This is a genomic window from Agrococcus casei LMG 22410 (assembly GCF_900163565.1).
Taxonomy (GTDB): domain Bacteria; phylum Actinomycetota; class Actinomycetes; order Actinomycetales; family Microbacteriaceae; genus Agrococcus; species Agrococcus casei.
The window spans coordinates 37,577-56,226 of sequence record NZ_FUHU01000038.1 but is presented as its reverse complement, the minus strand read 5'-3'; the positions used below and the strand labels follow the sequence as shown (position 1 = coordinate 56,226).

Genomic DNA, 18,650 nt, shown 5'->3' with positions numbered 1-18,650 from the left:
CATGTATGCACTGATCCTGTCGGCGGTGCTCGCTTTCGTCATCTCGATCGTCGCCACCCCGCTGTTCATCAAGCTGTTCCACCGCATCGGATGGGGCCAGTTCATTCGTGACGACGGCCCCCAGTCGCACCACACCAAGCGCGGCACGCCCACGATGGGCGGCATCGTCTTCATCATGGCGACCGTGCTCGGCTACACGATCGGCAAGCTCGTCACCTGGACTCCGCCGTCACTCTCGGCGATCCTGCTGCTCGGCCTCATGGTCGGGCTGGCCGCAGTCGGCTTCATCGACGACTACATGAAGATCTCGAACCAGCGATCCCTCGGCCTCGGCGGCTGGGCGAAGGTCGCGGGCCAGGTCATCGTCGGCGGAACATTCGCCGTGCTCTCGATCACGCTGCGCGACGAGCAGGGCCGCACGGTCTCGTCGCTCGCCATCTCGGGCGTGCGCGACATCCCATGGCTCGACCTGGCGCAGCTCGGCATCGTCGTCGGCGGCATCCTCTACGTGGCCTGGGTGCTGCTGATGATCGTCTCGACGTCGAATGCCGTCAACGTGACCGACGGCCTCGACGGCCTGGCAGCCGGCGCCTCGATTCTCGGCTTCGGCGGGTTCGTGTTCATCGGGTTCTGGCAGTTCAACCAGTCGTGCCTGCAGCTTGGCGGCGGCGGCGCGATCCACGAAGACCTCTACCGCTGCTACGACGTCAGCTCTCCGCTCGACATCGCCATCGTCGCGGCCTGCATCGTCGGAGCCCTCATCGGCTTCCTCTGGTACAACACGTCGCCTGCGAAGATCTTCATGGGCGACCTCGGCTCCCTGAGCCTCGGCGGCGCACTCGCCGGCATGGCAGTGCTGACGCACACCGAGCTGCTGCTCATCCTGATCGCGGGCCTGCCGCTCATTGAGACCGGCAGCGTCATCATCCAGCGCGCGTACTTCAAGATCACCAAGGGCAAGCGCATCTTCCTGATGACGCCGATCCACCACTCGTTCGAGCTGAAGGGGTGGGAAGAGGTCACGATCGTCGTGAGATTCTGGATCATCGCCGGCATCTGCGTGGCTGCGGCCTGCGGAATCTTCTACTTCGAGTGGGTGACTGCGGCCAATGGCTGATCTCAGCGAACTGCAGTCCTGGCATTCCGAGGCGTGGCGCGGGTTGAAGACAGTGGTGCTGGGACTCGGCGTCTCGGGCTTCTCGGTCGCCGACACGCTCGTCGAGCTCGGATCCGAGGTCACGGTTGTCGATGCGCGTCCCGACGAAGACCGGGCGAAGCTCGTGCAGGTCATCGGCGGGCGCGTCGAGACACCTGAGACGGAAGCGCTTCCCGAGTCGCTGGAGGACGCCGACCTGGTCGTCGCGTCACCGGGACTGCCGCCCTCGCATCCCTGGCTGCAGCGAGCCGCTGAGCTGGGTGTGCCCGTCTGGGGCGACATCGAGCTCGCGTGGCGCGTGCGCGACAAGGTGCGCGCGGCCGACTGGCTGCTCGTGACCGGCACGAACGGCAAGACGACGACGACCCAGCTGGCTGCGCACATGCTGCGAGAGGGCGGCTTCAGAGTCGCTCCTGTCGGCAACATCGGCACACCGGTGCTCGATGCGGTGCGCGACCCGCAGGGCTTCGACGTGCTGGTGGTCGAGCTCTCGAGCTTCCAGCTGCACACGATGGGCGAGATCTGGCCCCACTCGGCGGCTGTGCTCAACATCGCCGACGATCACCTCGACTGGCACGGCTCTGCCGACGCATACCGCGCGGCGAAGGCCAAGGCGTACGAGAACGTGCGAGTCGCCGCCGTCTACAACACGGCAGACCGCGCGACAGAAGAGCTGCTGCAGGAGGCAGACGTCGTCGAAGGCGCGCGTGCCATCGGATTCGGCCTCGGGATTCCCGGGCCGAGCGACTTCGGCCTCGTCGAAGGCGTCCTCGTCGACCGCGCCTTCCTCGATAACCGGCACAACAGCGCGCTCGAGCTCGCGACGCTCGACGATCTCGGCGAAGCCGGGCTCGCGACGCCGCACATGACGCAGAATGCACTGGCTGCAGCCGCCCTCGCTCGTGCCTACGGAGCAGCGCCGCAGGCCATTCGCGATGCGATCCGCTCGTTCCGGCCCGACGCCCACCGCACGCAGCACATCGCCGTCGTCGACGGGGTCTCCTACGTCGACGACTCCAAGGCGACGAACCCGCATGCTGCCGGCGGCTCCCTCCGCGCGTTCCCGCATGTCGTGTGGATCGTCGGCGGACTCCTGAAGGGCGTCGCCATCGGTCCGCTCGTCGCAGAGCACGCTTCGAGGCTTCGCGCTGCGGTCGTGATCGGCGCTGATCGAGCCGAGGTGCTCGAGCAGTTGCAGCGACACGCGCCCGGGGTGCCGGTCGCGCAAGTGCTCGCGGTGGAAACTGAAGACGTCATGCGTGAGGCGGTCACGAAGGCGAGCGCAGTCGCCACCAGCGGCGACACGGTGCTCCTGGCTCCGGCTGCGGCGTCGATGGATCAGTTCAAGAGCTACGCAGACCGAGGCGATCGCTTTCAGGCGGCGGTCGAAGAGCTGAAGGCAGGAAGGGGCGGTGCAGATGAACGCGACGACCCCAACCGACTCGACTGAGGCCTCGAAGGCATCTCAGTCTGACGGCTTTGCGATTCGGGTCGGTCAGTCCGCGAAGCGCATCGCGACATCCGTGATCCCGATTTCGGGCGGTGCTTCGGCGTTGCTGTTCGGCGTCACCATGTTCCTGGCGATCTTCGGCGTCGTCATGGTCTTCGCAGCCTCGAGCGTCGAGGCCCGGCAGGGCGGCGGCAGCTTCATCAGCGCGTTCATGCGCCAGGGGCTGTTCACCGTGCTCGGCATTCCGATGCTGCTGCTGGCAGCACGCATGCCCGAGCGGTTCTACCGGCGCTTCGCGATCTGGGGCGTGCTGCTCGGCATGGGGCTCCAGCTGCTGGTCTTCACGCCGCTCGGCGAGGAGATCCAGGGAAACCGCAACTGGCTCAATTTGGGGTTTGCAACGCTGCAGCCCAGTGAGTTCCTGAAGCTCGCCCTGTGCCTCTGGATCGGCTACGTGCTCTTCATGAAGTCCGACCGCATCCGTCAGTTCCTGCATGCATGGTGGCCGGTCGGCCTCGTCGCAGGCGTCGCCATCGTGCTCGTCATGCTCGGACGCGACTTCGGAACCGTCGTCATCATGGTCGGTCTCGTGTTCGGCGCCATGATGTTCGCCGGCGTGCGGCTGCGCCACCTCATCGCACCGTTCGCGGTGCTTGCAGTCTTGGCGATTCCGGTGGTGCTCTCGAGCGGCAGCCGCGTGCGTCGTCTGCAGCATTTCTTCGACGGCTGCACCGAGGCCGAGTACTTCGACGGCTGCTGGCAGCAGCTGCACGGCACGTGGGCGATGTCCGGCGGCGGTCTCTTCGGCGTCGGCCTCGGCAACTCGCGTGCGAAGTGGAACTGGCTGCCCGAGGCAGACAGCGACTACATCTTCGCGATCGTGGCCGAAGAGCTCGGCATGATCGGCGCCACGGCAGTGCTGCTGCTGTACGTGGTCATGGCATTCGCCTTCATCCGCATCATCCGAGAGGCGCAGTCGACCTTCACGAAGTCTGTCGCCGGCGCCGTGATGACCTGGATCGTGGGCCAGGCGCTCGTGAACATCGCCGTGGTGCTCGGCCTGCTGCCGGTGCTCGGCGTGCCGCTTCCGCTCGTGTCGGCCGGTGGCTCCCAGACCCTTGCGACGCTGATCGCGGTCGGGGTCGTGCTCGCGCTGGTGCGAGCCGACCGACAGCGCCAGCAGGACGGCGAGAAGCCAGAAGACGTCATACTGTCTGTGCAAGCGAAAGGACGTGCGTGAAGACTCTGCTGTTCGCCGGCGGCGGCACTGCCGGCCATGTGAACCCGCTCCTCGCGACAGCCGACCGGATGCGCGAGCGCGACGGCGACGTCGAGATCCTCGTGCTCGGCACGAAGGAGGGCCTCGAGGCCGACCTGGTGCCTGACGCGGGCTACGAGCTGCTCACGATCGCGAAGCTGCCGTTTCCGAGGCGGCCGAACGCGTATGCGCTCGGCTTTCCGGCGAAGTGGGCCAAGGCCGTTCGCCGGGTGCGCCGCTGGATCCGCGAGCGAGGCGTCTCAGCGGTCGTCGGCTTCGGCGGCTACGCCTCGGCGCCTGCGTATCGGGCTGCGAAGCTCGAGGGCATCCCCGTGGTGATCCACGAGTCGAATGCCAGGCCCGGCATGGCCAACAAGCTCGGCGCAAAGTGGGCCGAAGCGGTGGGAGTCTCGTACCACTCGACCTCCATGCGCAACGGCGAGTTCGTCGGCATGCCGCTGCGTGACGCGATCACGGGGCTCGACAGATCCGCGCTGCGGCCCGAGGCGATCGAGCGCCTGGGGTTGAGCGAAGACCGTCGCACGCTACTCGTGACGGGCGGCTCGCAGGGAGCCCGCAGCCTCAACCGGGCAATCGTCTCGGCGGCTCCCGACATCGTGGCCGCCGGCTGGCAGATCGTGCACCTCTCTGGCGGCCGCCAGACCGACTTCGAGCCGGCTGACATCGAGCACTACGTGGCGATCGAGTACCTCCGCGAGATGCACCTGGCGCTTGCCGCAGCAGACTTCGTCACGTGCCGAGCCGGCAGCCTCACGGTCGCCGAGCTCGGAGCAGTCGGGCTTCCCGCCGTCTACGTTCCGCTGCCGTACGGCAACGGCGAGCAGCGGCTGAACGCGCAGGATCAGCTCGACGCCGGGGGAGCAGTGCTCGTCGCCGACGCAGACTTCACGTCAGACTGGATTCGCGCCGAACTCATACCGCTGCTCGCAGACGGCGAAGCGGTCGACCGGATGGCGGCCGCAAGCGCTGCCGCCGGCGTCCGCGACGGCGCCGACCGCATGTGCAGCCTCATCGAACGGGTGATCAGATGATCAAGCCAGACCTCACGGCACCGATTCCCGAAGGAATCCGAAGCGTGCACTTCATCGGCATCGGCGGCAGCGGCATGTCGGGCATCGCGCACATGATGCTCTCCTCCGGCATGACGGTGAGCGGCTCCGACCGCTCGGACTCTGACACCCTGCAGGAGCTTCGGGCAGCCGGAGCTGATGTTTGGGTCGGGCACGACGGTGAGCGGCTGCCTGACACTGACGCCGTCATCGTGACCAGTGCGCTCTGGCCCGACAACCCCGAGCTGCTCGCTGCTCGCGAGCGTGCGATCCCCGTGCTGCACCGCTCGCAGGCGCTGCACCTGCTGGCGCGTGACCACAGGCTCGTCGCGGTCGCCGGAGCACACGGCAAGACCACCTCCACGGGCATGCTGGTTGCGGCTCTCGACGCGCTCGGAGCAGACGCCGGCTTCGTCAACGGCGGTGTCGTCGCCGGGCTCGGAACATCGTCGAAGCACGGCGACTCCGACCTGTTCGTGCTCGAGGCAGACGAGTCCGACGGCTCGTTCCTGCTCTACGACGTCGCCGTCGCGCTCATCACCAACGTCGACACCGACCACCTCGACCACTACGGCACCGAGGAGGCCTTCGACCGGGCCTTCGCCGACTTCGCCGACCGCGCATCCGAGTGTGTCGTGATCTCCTCCGACGACCCCGGTGCGCTGCGCGTGCGCGAGCAGATCAGCCACGAGAACGTGATGACATTCGGATGGGCTGCAGACGCCGACGTGCGCCTGCTCAGCATCGAAGCGGGGCAGCAGGTCGAGTTCACCCTCGAGCATCGCGGTGAGGTCCACCAGGGCTCAGTCGGTGTCGTGGGCGAGCACAACGGCGTCAACGCCGCAGGGGCCGTCGCAGTGCTGGTCTCGCTCGGGTTCGAGCCGAAGGCTGCGATCGAGGCGCTGCGCACGTTCGCCGGCACCGGGCGCCGCTTCGAGTCCCATGGCACGGTCAGGGGCGTCGATGTCTACGACGACTACGCGCATCACCCGGTCGAGGTCGAGGCGGCGCTGAAGGGCGCACGCACCGCCACGAGCGGCCGGATCATCGCGGTGCACCAGCCGCATCTGTTCACCAGGACCCGTGACATGGCCGACGAGTTCGCCGAGGTGTACGAGCGGCTCGCAGACCACACCGTGGTGCTCGACGTGTACGGCGCGCGTGAAGACCCGATCGAAGGCGTGACGGGCGCACTCGTCGCCGATGCCTTCGCCGATGCGTCCAAGCGCGACTTCATCGCCGACTGGCAGCAGGCGAGCGACCGCGTCGCCGAGATCGCCGAGGAGGGCGACCTCGTCATGACGCTGTCGTGCGGCAACGTGAACCTCATCATTCCGCAGCTGAAGGCTTCGCTCGCCGAGACGGAAGACGACTAGGTTGCGGAGGCCCGAGGTTCCGGCACGCTCGACGTCGACGAGATCGGCATCGAGCAAGTCGACGCCGCGCAGGTCGAACGCCGAGCAGGTCGACGCCGAGCTCCGCGAGAGCGAGCGGGCGAGGCTGCGCGAGGCGCAGGCCGAGCAGGCAGAGCAGGAGCGCGAGCTCCGTGAGGCATCGCGGCAGCGCCGTCGCGCAGAGCGGGCCCAGGCTCGCCGGTTCACCGCGGGAAGGCGCCGTCGGCTGAAGGCATGGGGCATCGGCGCCGGCGTCGTCATCGTCGCCATCGGCATCCTGATCGCGCTCGTGACCACTCCGATCATGTCGGTGCGCGAGATTCGCGTCGAGGGCACCGACCGCGTCAGCGAAGAGCAGATCGTCGCAGCCCTCGAGGGGCAGCTCGACAAGCCCATCGCGCTGGTGAGCGAAGAGGAGATCGGCGAGGCGCTGCAGCAGTTCACGTCGCTCGAGTCGTACGCCGTCGACCTGCTGCCGCCGTCGACGCTGCTGATCAGGATCCAGGAGCGGATTCCAGTCGCCGTCGACGAGAACGGCCATCTGCTGGATGCCGCCGGGGTGAGCCTCGGCGAGCCTCGCGACGGCGAGGGAGACCTGCCGACCATCGTCGGAGTCGCGGCCGACACTGCCGAGTTCGAGGCGGTCGCCAGCGTGCTGAAGAACCTGTCGCCCTTCATGCTCGAGCATGTCGCCGAGATCACGGCATCGTCGTCTCAGTCGATTCAGCTCAAGACCGAGGGCGGTGAGATGATCGTGTGGGGCGGCCCCGACCAGTCGCGGCTGAAGTCCGACACGGTGCAGGCGCTGCTGCAGAGCGACGCGGTGAAGGGCAAGACGATCGACGTGTCGGCGCCCGAGCATCCCGTGGTTCGGTGAGAAGCCTTTATCTTCAGCTCGGTCCAGCCGACACTCCGGCGTGTTGACCAGACCGCAACTGGAATCGGCCGTAGCGTCTAGACCAGCAAGTTAGACGTGAGAGAAACTCTAACCTTCAAGTACAGGTTGAATGTTCTCCGTCGCACAACACAACCGAGGGGTCGGAAGTGACATCGAACCAGAATTACCTCGCCGTCATCAAAGTGGTCGGCGTAGGAGGAGGCGGCGTGAATGCCGTCAATCGAATGATCGAGATCGGCCTGCGCGGCGTCGAGTTCATTGCGGTCAACACAGACGCGCAGGCGCTCACGCTGAGCGACGCCGACGTCAAGCTCGATGTCGGACGCGAGCTGACGAAGGGGCTCGGTGCTGGCGCCGACCCCGAGATCGGGCGTCGTGCAGCAGAAGACCACCAAGAGGAGATCGAGCAGGCTCTCGCCGGCGCTGACATGGTCTTCGTCACAGCCGGCGAAGGCGGTGGCACGGGCACGGGCGGTGCGCCGGTCGTGGCACGCATCGCGAAGAGCCTCGGCGCTCTGACCGTCGGTGTCGTCACGAAGCCGTTCTCGTTCGAGGGCCGTCGCCGTCAGGGCCAGGCCGAGACGGGCGTCGAGGCGCTGAAGAACGAAGTCGACACGCTCATCGTCGTGCCGAACGACCGTCTTCTCGAGATCAGCGACATGGGCCTCTCGATGGTCGAGGCCTTCGAGACGGCCGACCAGGTGCTGCTCGCGGGTGTGCAGGGCATCACTGACCTCATCACAACCCCAGGCCTTATCAACGTCGACTTCGCCGACGTCAAGAGCGTCATGCAGGGCGCCGGAAGTGCGCTGATGGGCATCGGCTCCTCTCGTGGGGCAGACCGAGCCATCAAGGCTGCAGAACTCGCAATCGACAGCCCGCTGCTCGAGGCGAAGATCGATGGCGCACACGGTGTGCTGCTGTCGATCCAGGCAGGCTCCAACATCGGCATCATGGAGATCCAGGAGGCCGCGAGCCTCGTCCAGGAGGCCGTGCACCCCGAGGCGAACATCATCTTCGGAACCGTCATCGACGACACGCTCGGCGACGAGGTGCGCGTCACCGTCATCGCCGCAGGCTTCGACGGCGCCGGCCCGCAGAACAAGCCCGAGGGCGAGCAGCGTGCGTTCGACACTGCGCACAACGCGATGCTCGGCAGCTCGTCTGAGCGCGAGAGCGACTCTGCTGCTGCCTCCGGCGACCGCGAAGAGCGACGCGCTGTCCCGCAGCCGCCGCAGACGGTGCCCGAGCACCTCACCGGACCCGTGCAGCCGCTCGAGGCTGAGACAGAGGCCGACGACGATGACGAGTTCCTGCCGGACTTCCTCAAGTAGATGACGACCCCATCCGATCGCCTGGCCCGCTTTCGCTCGGAACTGAGCGAAGCGGGTCAGGCGCTTCCCGTTGAGCCCACGCTCATCGTCGTCACCAAGTTCCACCCTGACGAGACGGTGCGCGAGCTGTTCGATGCAGGCCAGCGCGACTTCGGCGAGAATCGCCACCCCGAGGCGCGCAACAAGCGCGACGGTCTGCATGAGCCAGACGCCGTGTGGCACTTCGTGGGGCAGCTGCAGCGCAACAAAGTGCGCCAGGTTGCTCGGTACGCAGACGTGCTGCATGCAGTCGATCGCGCCGAGGTCATCGAGCTGCTCGAGACCGGCGAGGGCATTCCGACTCGCGACGTGTTCCTGCAGGTGAATCTCACCGCAGATGCCGGACGCGGGGGAGTGTCGGATGCAGAGTTCGAGTCGCTCGCAGAGCGTGCGGCCGCGTCCGAGGCGGTGCGTGTGCTCGGCGTCATGGCTGTCGCGCCTCTCGACCAGGAGCCCGCAGCGGCATTCTCGCGAGTCGCAGGCTATTCGGAGCGCCTGCAGCGCATCGTCCCCGATGCGAAGTCGATCTCGGCCGGCATGACGGCCGACTGGAGAGCGGCGCTCGAATCGGGCGCGACACACCTGAGAATCGGCACGGCAATCACGGGTTCGCGGCCCACTTCGCCGTAGCCTTGAAATGACCCACAGGAGGAGATCCCATGAGCAACGCACTCAAGCGAGCTGCCATTGCACTCGGCTTCGCAGAGGAAGACGATGCCACGACCGAGGTCGCGCCAGCACGCACAGAAGAGACGAGCGAGCGCTTCGAGCGCCCCGCATCGCAGTCCAGTGCCCCAGCGAACGTGACGCCTCTGCGTCGCGCCCCCCAGCAGGTGAATGAAATGCAAGAGATCCTGACGGTGCACCCGCGCCAGTACAAGGACGCAAAAGAGATCGCATCCGCGTTCCGTGACGAGATTCCCGTCATCATCAACCTCTCGCAGATGACCGACAGCGACGCCCGTCGTCTGATCGACTTCTCTGCCGGACTCACACAGGGGCTGAACGGCCGCATCGAGCGTGTGACCACGAAGGTCTACCTGCTCTCTCCTGAGTCCATCAGCGTCTCGGGCTCTCGCAAGAGCAGCGAAGACACTGACTCCGCAGTCTTCGCACACTAGGGCTTCCCCTGGCCATCGTCGGGCTGACGGTCTTCTGGATCGCTCAGCTGTGCTTCTTCATCCTGTGGGCACGAGTCATCATCGACTTCGTGACGGCGATCCGACCCGACTGGAAGCCGAAGAAGGGGTGGCTGACCTTCTTCGTCATCATCTGGAAGGTCACTGATCCTCCTGTGAAATTCCTCCGACGCCGCATCAAGCCCGTGCGCATGGGCGGCGTCCAGCTCGACCTCTCCATCCTCGTGCTCTTCGTCGCGCTCTTCATCCTCATGAACATCGCGCGCTGGATCGCCGTTCTATAGCGGTACAGTGTTTTGAGCACGAATGTGAAGATCACAATCTTGATACGAAAGGGACGCACATGGCACTCTCGCCTGACGACCTGCTGACCAAGCGCTTCGAAGAGACCCGCTTCCGCGATGGCTACGACCAGGAAGAGGTCGACGACTACCTGGATGAGATCGCCACGCAGTGGCGCGAGCTCATCGCAGAGCGCGACCGCCTGGCCGCTGAAGTCGAGCAGCTCAAGCAGGGCGGCGCACAGCCCGCAGCTGCCGAGGCACCCGCAGCAGCTGACGAAGCACAGCAGTCCGAGGCAGCGCAGAGCGCAGGTCTCGTCGAGGGCTCCGGCGCAGCATCGAACGAGTTCTCGCCGTCGGCAGACTCGAGCGCCAGCCTGCTCGCCATGGCACAGCGTCTCCACGACGAGCACGTCATGTCAGGTGAGATCCGTCGCGACGAGCTCATCAGCGAGGCAGAGGGCAAGCGCGACCTGCTCATCAGCGGTGCTGAGGCCAACGCCCAGAAGATCAACGATGACGCACAGGCTCGCAAGAAGCAGCTCGCTGAAGAGTTCGAAGTCACCAAGGGCGACCTCGAGCAGCAGCGCTCTGACCTGCAGGAGAAGATCGACGAGCTCAAGAGCTTCGAGCGCGACTACCGTCTGCGCCTGCGCGGCTACATCGAGAGCCAGCTCCGCGACCTCGACCGCACCTCATCGCTGGGCAACGTCGCCGAGGGCGACGACACCGCCGCCGACAGCTGATCGACGCATTGTCGAAACAGTCGGCATCGCCCGCCAGAATCTCATGGAGACACATTCTCCTTCTGGCGGGCGTTGCCGCGCTCGGCTGGACCGCTGACTTCTTGAGCAAGGAGTGGATCCTCGCGAACTTCGCCGAGCGCGAGTCTCGCGAAGTGCTCGGCGAAGCGCTGCAGTTCACGTTCGTCCGCAATCCGGGCGCAGCCTTCTCGTTTGCCAGCGGCATGACCTGGATCTTCACGATCCTCGCGGTCGCCGTCACGATCGGCATCATCATCACTGCCCGCAAGCTGCACTCCGTCGGATGGGCGCTCGTGCTGGGCGGACTGCTCGGCGGCGTCACCGGCAACCTCTACGATCGCCTCACCCGCTGGCCGGGCGCGTTCGAGGGGCATGTGATCGACTTCATCCACGTCTGGGGATTCCCCGCGATCTTCAACATCGCCGACATCTGCATCGTCGTGTCGATGTGCGGCCTCGTGCTGCTCGTGCTGCTCAACATCGGCATCGACGGGCAGCGGCACACCGATGAGTCCGAAGCAGACGAAGCAGAGACGCCGGCAGACACAGCAGAGGCGTCGTAGATGGAGAGCCGCTACCTGCAGGTGCCTGCCGGACTCGACGGCAAGCGCGCTGACGCCGGGCTCGCTCAGCTGCTCGGGCTCAGTCGCACGACGGTCGCCGAGGTGCTGGCAGCGGGAGGCGCGAGCCTCGACGGCCGAGAGCTCTCGAAGTCAGACCGCCTGGTCGCCGATGCCTGGCTCGACGTCTCATGGGAGCCCAAGCGCGAGCCGACCGTGGTGCCGCTTGAGGTGCCCGATCTGAAGATCGTGCACCAGGACTCCGACATCATCGTGATCGACAAGCCCGCCGGCGTCGCGGCCCACCCGTCTATGGGATGGCAGGGGCCGACCGTGCTCGGCGCGCTGGCTGCCGGGGGCTTCGACATCACGACCTCGGGCGCTGCCGAGCGGCAGGGCATCGTGCACCGGCTCGACGTCGGCACCAGCGGCCTGATGGTCGTCGCCAACAGCGAGCGCGCATACACGCATATGAAGCACCAGTTCCACGACCGCCTCGTGACGAAGGTCTATCACGCGGCTGTGCAGGGGCATCCGGACCCCTTCGTCGGAACGATCGAGGCACCGATCGGACGCCACCCCAACAGCGAATGGAAGTTCGCCGTGATGGAGTCCGGCAAGCACGCTGTGACGCACTACGAGGTCATCGAGGCCTTCAGGCGAGGGAGTCTCGTCGAGGTGCATCTCGAGACCGGGCGGACGCATCAGATCCGAGTGCACATGTCGGCACACCGACACCCCTGCTTCGGTGACACGATGTACGGAGCTGACCCTAGAATGGCTGAACAGCTCGGCCTCGGACGCCAGTGGCTGCACGCCGTGAGACTCGGCTTCGTGCACCCGAACGGCGACGACGTCGAGTTCGAATCCGACTACCCCGAGGATCTGCAGAGCGCAGTCGACCAGCTGCGCGCATAGAGCCAAGAGACGAAGGCAGGGCATGGCTGACTCATTCGCGCACCTCCACGTGCACACCGAGTACTCGATGCTCGACGGAGCGGCGCACATCGGGCCGCTCGTGAAGGCCGCGGCCGAGATGGAGATGCCGGCGATCGCGATGACCGACCACGGCAACATGTTCGGGGCCTACGAGTTCTGGAAGGCGGCCAGAGGCGCTGGCGTCAAGCCGATCATCGGCACCGAGGCCTACCTCACGCCCGGCACGAACCGCAGCGACAAGACCCGTGTGAAGTGGGGCGACCAGTCGTCGAACCCCGGTGACGACGTCTCGGGCGGCGGTGCCTACACGCACATCACCATGCTCAGCGAGACGACCGAGGGCATGCACAACCTATTCCGCCTCTCGTCGCTCGCTTCGCTCGAGGGCTACTACTTCAAGCCGCGCATGGACCGCGAGCTGCTGCAGCGCTTCAGCAAGGGCATCATCGCGACCACGGGCTGCCCGTCCGGCGAGATCCAGACCAGGCTTCGACTCGGCCAGTACGACGAGGCCAAGAAGGCTGCGGGCGAGTTCCAGGACATCTTCGGCAGAGACAACTACTTCCTCGAGCTGATGGACCACGGGCTCGACATCGAGCGACGGGTGCGCGATGACCTGCTGCGGCTGGCTCGCGAAGTCGACATCCCGCTGGTCGCCTCGAACGACCTCCACTACACGCATTCGCACGATGCCAAGAGCCACGATGCGCTCCTGTGCGTCTCGACCGGATCGACCATCAACGATCCTGGCCGCTTCAAGCTCGACGGCGGCGGCTACTACCTCAAGTCGCCCGGTGAGATGCGCCAGCTCTTCCGCGAGCTGCCGGAGGCCTGCGACAACACCCTGCTGATCGCCGAGCGATGCAATGTCGAGTTCGACGAGTCGGCGAACTACATGCCGCGCTACGACGTGCCCGAGGGCGAGAGCGAGCAGTCCTGGTTCATCAAGGAGGTGCAGCGAGGGCTCAACGAGCGCTACGGCGGCAACATCCCGGGTGAGGTGCAGGAGCGCGCGAACTACGAGAGCGAAGTCATCGTCTCGATGGGCTTCCCCGGCTACTTCCTCGTCGTCGCCGACTTCATCGAGTGGGCGAAGAAGCAGGGAATCCGCGTCGGCCCCGGCCGAGGCTCGGGTGCTGGCTCGATGGCCGCCTACTCGCTGGGCATCACGGGGCTCGACCCGCTCGAGCACGGGCTGCTGTTCGAGCGGTTCCTGAACCCCGAGCGCGTCTCGATGCCTGACTTCGACGTCGACTTCGACGAGCGTCGTCGCGGCGAGGTCATCCGCTACGTGACTGACAAGTACGGTGTCGACCGAGTCGCTCAGGTCGTCACCTACGGCACGATCAAGACCAAGCAGGCGCTCAAAGACTCGGCTCGCGTGCTGGGCCACCCCTTCGGCATGGGCGAGAAGCTCACGAAGGCGCTCCCTCCGGCAGTCATGGCGAAGGACATCCCGCTTGCCGGCATCACTGACGAGAAGCACGAGCGGTATCGCGAAGCAGGCGACTTCCGTGCGCTCATCGACTCCGACCCCGAGGCGAAGACCGTCTTCGAGACGGCGCAGGGGCTCGAGGGCCTGAAGCGCCAGTGGGGCGTGCACGCCTGTGCGGTGATCATGTCGAGTGAAGAGCTGCAGCGCGTCATCCCCGTGATGAAGCGCGAACAGGACGGCGCCATCATCACGCAGTTCGACTATCCGACCTGCGAGTCGCTGGGCCTGCTGAAGATGGACTTCCTCGGCCTCAGAAACCTCACCATCATCGACGACGCGCTCGACAACATCGAGAGCAACCGCGGGCACCGGCCTGTGCTCGAACAGCTCGACTTCGATGACCGCGCTGCGTACGAGCTGCTGTCGCGCGGCGACTCGCTCGGTGTGTTCCAGCTCGACGGCGGGCCCATGCGCTCGCTGCTGCGGCTGCTGAAGCCCGACAACTTCGAAGACATCTCGGCCCTGATCGCCCTGTACCGTCCGGGGCCCATGGGTGCAAACTCGCACACGAACTACGCGCTGCGCAAGAACGCGCTGCAGGAGGTCACGCCGATCCACGCCGAGCTCGAAGAGCCGCTGAAAGACATCATCGGCACGACCTACGGCCTCATCATCTACCAGGAGCAGGTGATGGCGATCGCGCAGAAGGTCGCCGGATTCTCGCTCGGCCAGGCAGACATCCTGCGGCGCGCGATGGGCAAGAAGAAGAAGGAAGAGCTCGACCGCCAGTACGTCGGCTTCGAGAAGGGCATGCTCGACAACGGCTACTCGAAGGCCGCGGTCAAGACGCTGTGGGACATCCTGCTGCCGTTCTCCGACTACGCCTTCAACAAGTCGCACTCGGCCGCATACGGCGTGCTCTCGTACTGGACTGCCTACCTGAAGGCGCACTACCCGGCCGAGTACATGGCGGCGCTGCTCACGAGCGTCGGCGACTCGCGCGACAAGATGGCGCTCTACCTCAGCGAGTGCCGGCGGATGGGCATCACGGTGCTGTCTCCGCACGTCAACGAGTCGAGCCACCACTTCACCGCAGTCGGCGCTGACATCCGCTTCGGACTCGGGGCGGTGCGCAACGTCGGCACGAACGTCGTCGACGCGATCATCAAGGCTCGCGAAGAGCAGTCGCCGGCCACCGGCCTGCACGACTTCCTGAAGAAGATGCCGCTGCAGGTGCTCAACAAGCGCACGATCGAGTCGCTCGTCAAGGCCGGAGCCTTCGACGACCTCGGTGCGACCAGGCGCGCGATGGTCGAGGTGCACGAAGAGGCCGTCGATGCCGCAGTGTCGCTGAAGCGCAACGAGGCACACGGCATGGTCGACCTGTTCGGCGATGTCTTCGACGATCTCGAAGAGAGCGATCAGGGCGTTCCGGAGCGTCCCGAGTGGGTCAAGAACGACAAACTCTCGTTCGAGCGCGACATGCTGGGCCTGTACGTCTCTGATCACCCCCTGGCAGGCCTCGAGCTCGAGCTGGCGAAGTTCGCGAGCCACCAGATCCAAGACATCGGCGAGACCGCAGAAGACGGTGACACCGTGACGATCGCGGGTCTGGTCACGAATGTGCAGCATCGCGTCGCCCGCAACAGTGGCAACGCCTACGGCATTCTCACGGTCGAAGACTTCGGCAGCGAGACCGATGTGATGCTGCTCGGCAAGACCTTCACCGAGTACGGCCACGTCGTGAAGCCAGACTCGATCGCGGTGATCCGTGCACGAGTGCGCACGCGCGACGACGGATACTCCCTGACCGGAAACTCCGTCGAGATGCCCAATGTGCAGCCGATCGACGAGAGCCGTCCGCTCGAGTTGCGCCTCATGGAGCGTCGTGCCACGGTGCGCCTGGCGCGTGAGCTCAAGCAGGTGCTGCAGCGTCACACAGGTCCGACAGACGTCAAGCTGCGGCTCGAGCGACCGGGTGCCGCTCGGGTGTTCCAGCTGCCGGTGCAGGTGAAGGTGTCGAGCGACCTTTTCGGCGAGCTGAAGAGCCTGCTCGGGCCCAGTGCTCTTGTATGACGCAGCGCTCTGGTGTGACGCAGTGCGCTCGTGTGACGCTGGGTCGCAGTCATCACTCCTAGACTGGAACCATGCTTCGTCGCCTCACTCTCGCCTCGCTTCCTGACGACCTCGACTCGGTGCTTCCGCGCGCCGAGTCCGATGTCGCTGCCGCTGCCGAGGCCGTGCATGCGCTGATCGACGACGTGCGGTCAGCGGGGGCGGATGCGCTGCTCGACCAGGCAGAGCGCTTCGACCGGGTGCGTCCCGCGTCGATCCGTGTGCCGTCCCAAGACCTCGCTGCCGCGCTCGAGGGGCTCGACCCGACCGTGAGGGCTGCGCTCGAGCAGACGATCGAGCGCGTTCGGCAGGGGAGTGCGGCCCAGATTCCGCCCGCTGCGACCACGCGGATCGCTGACGGCGCCGTCATCGACCAGCGCTGGGTTCCGGTCGAGCGAGTCGGGCTGTATGTTCCCGGCGGCAAGGCCGTGTACCCGTCGAGCGTCATCATGAACGCAGTCGCCGCCCAGGCAGCGGGTGTGACAAGCATCGCCGTCGCGTCGCCCGCCCAGGCGAGCCACGACGGAGCACCCCACCCGACCATCCTGGCCACCTGCGCACTGCTCGGGGTCGACGAGGTGTACGCGATGGGAGGCGCCGGTGCAATCGGCGCATTCGCGTACGGGGTCGAGGGCATCGGGCTCCGCAGGGTCGATGTCGTGACCGGCCCCGGCAACGTGTTCGTGGCAGCCGCCAAGCGCGCAGTCGCCGGACGAGTGGCCATCGACGCAGAGGCCGGGCCCACCGAGATCCTCGTGCTGGCCGATGACACGGCGAACCCTGAGCTGGTCGCACGCGACCTGATCTCACAGGCAGAGCACGACGAGCTTGCCGGCAGCGTGCTCGTGACGGATTCTGCGAAGCTCGCAGACAGCGTCGACGAGGCGATCGCGAGGATCGTGCCGCTGACGAAGCACAGCGACCGAATTCGCGCGGCCCTCACGGGGCGCCAGTCGGCTTCTGTTGTCGTCGACTCGCTTGACAGCGCGGTGCGGCTGGCGAACGCGTACGCCGCCGAGCACCTGCAGATCATGACCGCCGACGCAGACAGCGTCGTCGAGCAGATCGTCAACGCCGGAGTCGTGTTCGTCGGCGACGCCTCGCCGGTTGCGCTCGGCGACTACGCGGCCGGCAGCAACCACGTGCTGCCCACCGGAGGCACCGCACGCTTCGCGGCCGGCCTGAACGCGAGCGTGTTCCTGCGGTCGCAGCAGGTCGTCCGCTACACCATGCAAGGACTCGCGGGGGTTCGCGGCGCAATCGAGACCCTCGCAGTCGAAGAGGACCTGCCGGCGCACGGCGAGGCCGTGACCGCACGATTCGAGGACTGATGCACTGCCCGTTCTGCCGAAACCCCGACTCTCGAGTCGTCGACTCCCGAACGAGCGACGACGGCCTCCAGATTCGCCGTCGCCGCCAGTGCACCGTGTGCGGGCGCAGATTCTCGACCTCTGAGTCGGCATCGCTGCAGGTCGTCAAGCGCTCGGGCGTGATGGAGCCGTTCAGTCGCGAGAAGGTCATCGAGGGCGTGCGCAAGGCGTGCCAGGGAAGACCCGTGACGGATGCGGATCTCGCTCAGGTAGCGCAGGTCGCAGAAGAGACCATCCGGGCGACCGGTGCCAGCCAGATCCAGGCGAACGAGGTCGGGCTGGCAGTGCTGCCGCCGCTGCGACAGCTCGACGAGGTCGCGTATCTTCGCTTCGCGAGCGTCTACCAGGGCTTCGAGTCGCTGGAGGACTTCGAGGCTGCGATCGCCGATCTGCGCTCAGACAAGGAGCTTCGATGAGCCTCTACGACGTGCTGTTCGATCGCGTGCTGCGGCACTTCGACACCGAGCTGGCGCACTCGCTGGGTGCGATCGTCGTGCGTGCCGCTGGCGCCGCCCGGCCTGGTGTGCGGGCTGATCCGATTCTGCGAACGAGAGCGCTCGACCGCGAGTTCCCGACGCCGTTCGGCATCGCCGCCGGGTTCGACAAGAACGCGACGATGCTGCTGGGCCTGGGCGCGCTGGGCTTCGGCCATGTCGAAGTCGGCACGGTGACGCCGAAGGCGCAGCCCGGAAACCCGAAGCCGCGCCTCGTGCGGCTCGTCGACGACCGTGCGCTCATCAACCGGATGGGCTTCAACAACGAGGGCATCGAAGCCATGGCCGATCGGCTGCGCGCTGCTCGCAGCGACGGACGCCGCCCCGTGGTCGGCGTCAACATCGGCAAGAACAAGAGCACGCCCCTTGAGTCGGCGGCAGACGACTACCGGGCAGCGGCTCTCGAGCTTGCGCCCCACGCCGACTACATCGCCGTCAATGTCTCGAGCCCCAACACGCCCGGGCTTCGCGGGCTGCAGGATGAGGCGCAGCTCGAGCCGATCCTCAGCGGCGTCGTCGAGGCGGCCGCGGGTGTTCCGGTGCTCGTCAAGATCGCTCCGGATCTCGACGACGACCAGATCGTAGGCATCGCCCAGCTGGTCACACGACTCGGGCTGGCTGGCGTGATCGCAACGAACACGACGATCTCGCGAGAAGGCCTGAAGACCGACCCCGAGACTGTGGCTGCGGCAGGGGGCGGGGGCCTCTCAGGACCGCTGCTCGCCGCGCGCTCGATGGAAGTGCTGCGCCTGCTGCGGCAGACGCTGCCCGAAGATGCGACGGTCGTGTCGGTGGGCGGCGTCGTCACTGCTCACGATGTGCTCGCACGGCTCGATGCCGGAGCTGACCTGGTGCAGGGATACACCTCGTTCGTCTACGAGGGTCCCGGATGGGCGCGCACGATCAACCGCGATCTTGCGGCACTGATGCGGTCCCGGAACGTCTAGCGAGCAG

Annotated in this window: 17 protein-coding genes; all 17 read left to right on the top strand. The window is 66.3% G+C overall.

Going from position 1 to position 18,650, the window contains the following annotated elements; genetic code table 11:
• The first annotated feature begins 1 nt into the window (after position 1).
• The 17 genes from mraY (at position 2) to CZ674_RS09010 (ending at position 18,643) form a co-directional block, all read left to right on the top strand.
• Positions 2-1,117 (top strand): phospho-N-acetylmuramoyl-pentapeptide-transferase, encoded by a 1,116-nt coding sequence (mraY, locus tag CZ674_RS09090; RefSeq protein ID WP_086992208.1) that lies wholly within the window; start codon positions 2-4, stop codon positions 1,115-1,117.
• Entirely contained in the window at positions 1,110-2,606 is a 1,497-nt protein-coding gene (gene murD / locus CZ674_RS09085; protein ID WP_086992207.1) for a UDP-N-acetylmuramoyl-L-alanine--D-glutamate ligase, read from the top strand. Before mraY ends, murD begins: the two co-directional genes overlap by 8 nt.
• Positions 2,575-3,846 carry a peptidoglycan glycosyltransferase FtsW gene (locus CZ674_RS09080; RefSeq protein WP_143244702.1) on the top strand — a complete coding sequence of 424 codons (1,272 nt, stop codon included), beginning with the start codon at positions 2,575-2,577 and terminating at the stop codon, positions 3,844-3,846. Before murD ends, CZ674_RS09080 begins: the two co-directional genes overlap by 32 nt.
• Entirely contained in the window at positions 3,843-4,916 is a 1,074-nt protein-coding gene (locus tag CZ674_RS09075) for a UDP-N-acetylglucosamine--N-acetylmuramyl-(pentapeptide) pyrophosphoryl-undecaprenol N-acetylglucosamine transferase (protein WP_086992205.1), read from the top strand. Before CZ674_RS09080 ends, CZ674_RS09075 begins: the two co-directional genes overlap by 4 nt.
• Positions 4,913-6,310, top strand: coding sequence for a UDP-N-acetylmuramate--L-alanine ligase (gene murC / locus CZ674_RS09070; protein WP_086992204.1), 1,398 nt, complete (start codon positions 4,913-4,915; stop codon positions 6,308-6,310). The genes CZ674_RS09075 and murC overlap by 4 nt, the downstream gene beginning before the upstream one ends.
• Position 6,311: 1 nt before the next feature.
• Positions 6,312-7,205, top strand: coding sequence for a cell division protein FtsQ/DivIB (locus CZ674_RS09065; protein WP_086992203.1), 894 nt, complete (start codon positions 6,312-6,314; stop codon positions 7,203-7,205).
• 167 nt (positions 7,206-7,372) lie between these two features.
• On the top strand, positions 7,373-8,560 hold the full coding sequence (gene ftsZ / locus CZ674_RS09060; protein WP_086992202.1) for a cell division protein FtsZ: 1,188 nt from the start codon (positions 7,373-7,375) through the stop codon (positions 8,558-8,560).
• The gene (locus tag CZ674_RS09055; protein WP_086992201.1) at positions 8,561-9,229 is read left to right on the top strand and encodes a YggS family pyridoxal phosphate-dependent enzyme; all 669 of its coding nucleotides are present in this window, start codon (positions 8,561-8,563) and stop codon (positions 9,227-9,229) included.
• Between the two features lie 29 nt (positions 9,230-9,258).
• Positions 9,259-9,720: a cell division protein SepF gene (locus CZ674_RS09050; protein WP_086992200.1), complete on the top strand. Its 462-nt coding sequence runs from the start codon at positions 9,259-9,261 to the stop codon at positions 9,718-9,720.
• Positions 9,721-9,728: 8 nt separating this feature from the next.
• A complete protein-coding gene (locus CZ674_RS09045; protein ID WP_200810082.1) occupies positions 9,729-10,022 on the top strand; it encodes a YggT family protein in 294 nt (97 codons plus the stop codon).
• A gap of 59 nt (positions 10,023-10,081) precedes the next feature.
• On the top strand, positions 10,082-10,765 hold the full coding sequence (locus tag CZ674_RS09040; RefSeq protein ID WP_086992198.1) for a DivIVA domain-containing protein: 684 nt from the start codon (positions 10,082-10,084) through the stop codon (positions 10,763-10,765).
• Positions 10,766-10,773: 8 nt separating this feature from the next.
• Positions 10,774-11,346, top strand: coding sequence for a signal peptidase II (gene lspA, locus CZ674_RS09035; protein WP_159456951.1), 573 nt, complete (start codon positions 10,774-10,776; stop codon positions 11,344-11,346).
• Positions 11,347-12,261 carry an RluA family pseudouridine synthase gene (locus CZ674_RS09030; protein ID WP_086992196.1) on the top strand — a complete coding sequence of 305 codons (915 nt, stop codon included), beginning with the start codon at positions 11,347-11,349 and terminating at the stop codon, positions 12,259-12,261. It abuts the gene before it with no gap.
• Positions 12,262-12,283: 22 nt separating this feature from the next.
• Positions 12,284-15,793 (top strand): DNA polymerase III subunit alpha, encoded by a 3,510-nt coding sequence (gene dnaE, locus CZ674_RS09025; RefSeq protein ID WP_086992195.1) that lies wholly within the window; start codon positions 12,284-12,286, stop codon positions 15,791-15,793.
• A gap of 71 nt (positions 15,794-15,864) precedes the next feature.
• A complete protein-coding gene (gene hisD / locus CZ674_RS09020) occupies positions 15,865-17,163 on the top strand; it encodes a histidinol dehydrogenase (protein WP_086992194.1) in 1,299 nt (432 codons plus the stop codon).
• Positions 17,163-17,618: a transcriptional regulator NrdR gene (gene nrdR, locus CZ674_RS09015; protein WP_086992193.1), complete on the top strand. Its 456-nt coding sequence runs from the start codon at positions 17,163-17,165 to the stop codon at positions 17,616-17,618. The genes hisD and nrdR overlap by 1 nt, the downstream gene beginning before the upstream one ends.
• A complete protein-coding gene (locus tag CZ674_RS09010; protein WP_086992192.1) occupies positions 17,615-18,643 on the top strand; it encodes a quinone-dependent dihydroorotate dehydrogenase in 1,029 nt (342 codons plus the stop codon). The genes nrdR and CZ674_RS09010 overlap by 4 nt, the downstream gene beginning before the upstream one ends.
• Positions 18,644-18,650: the final 7 nt, after the last annotated feature.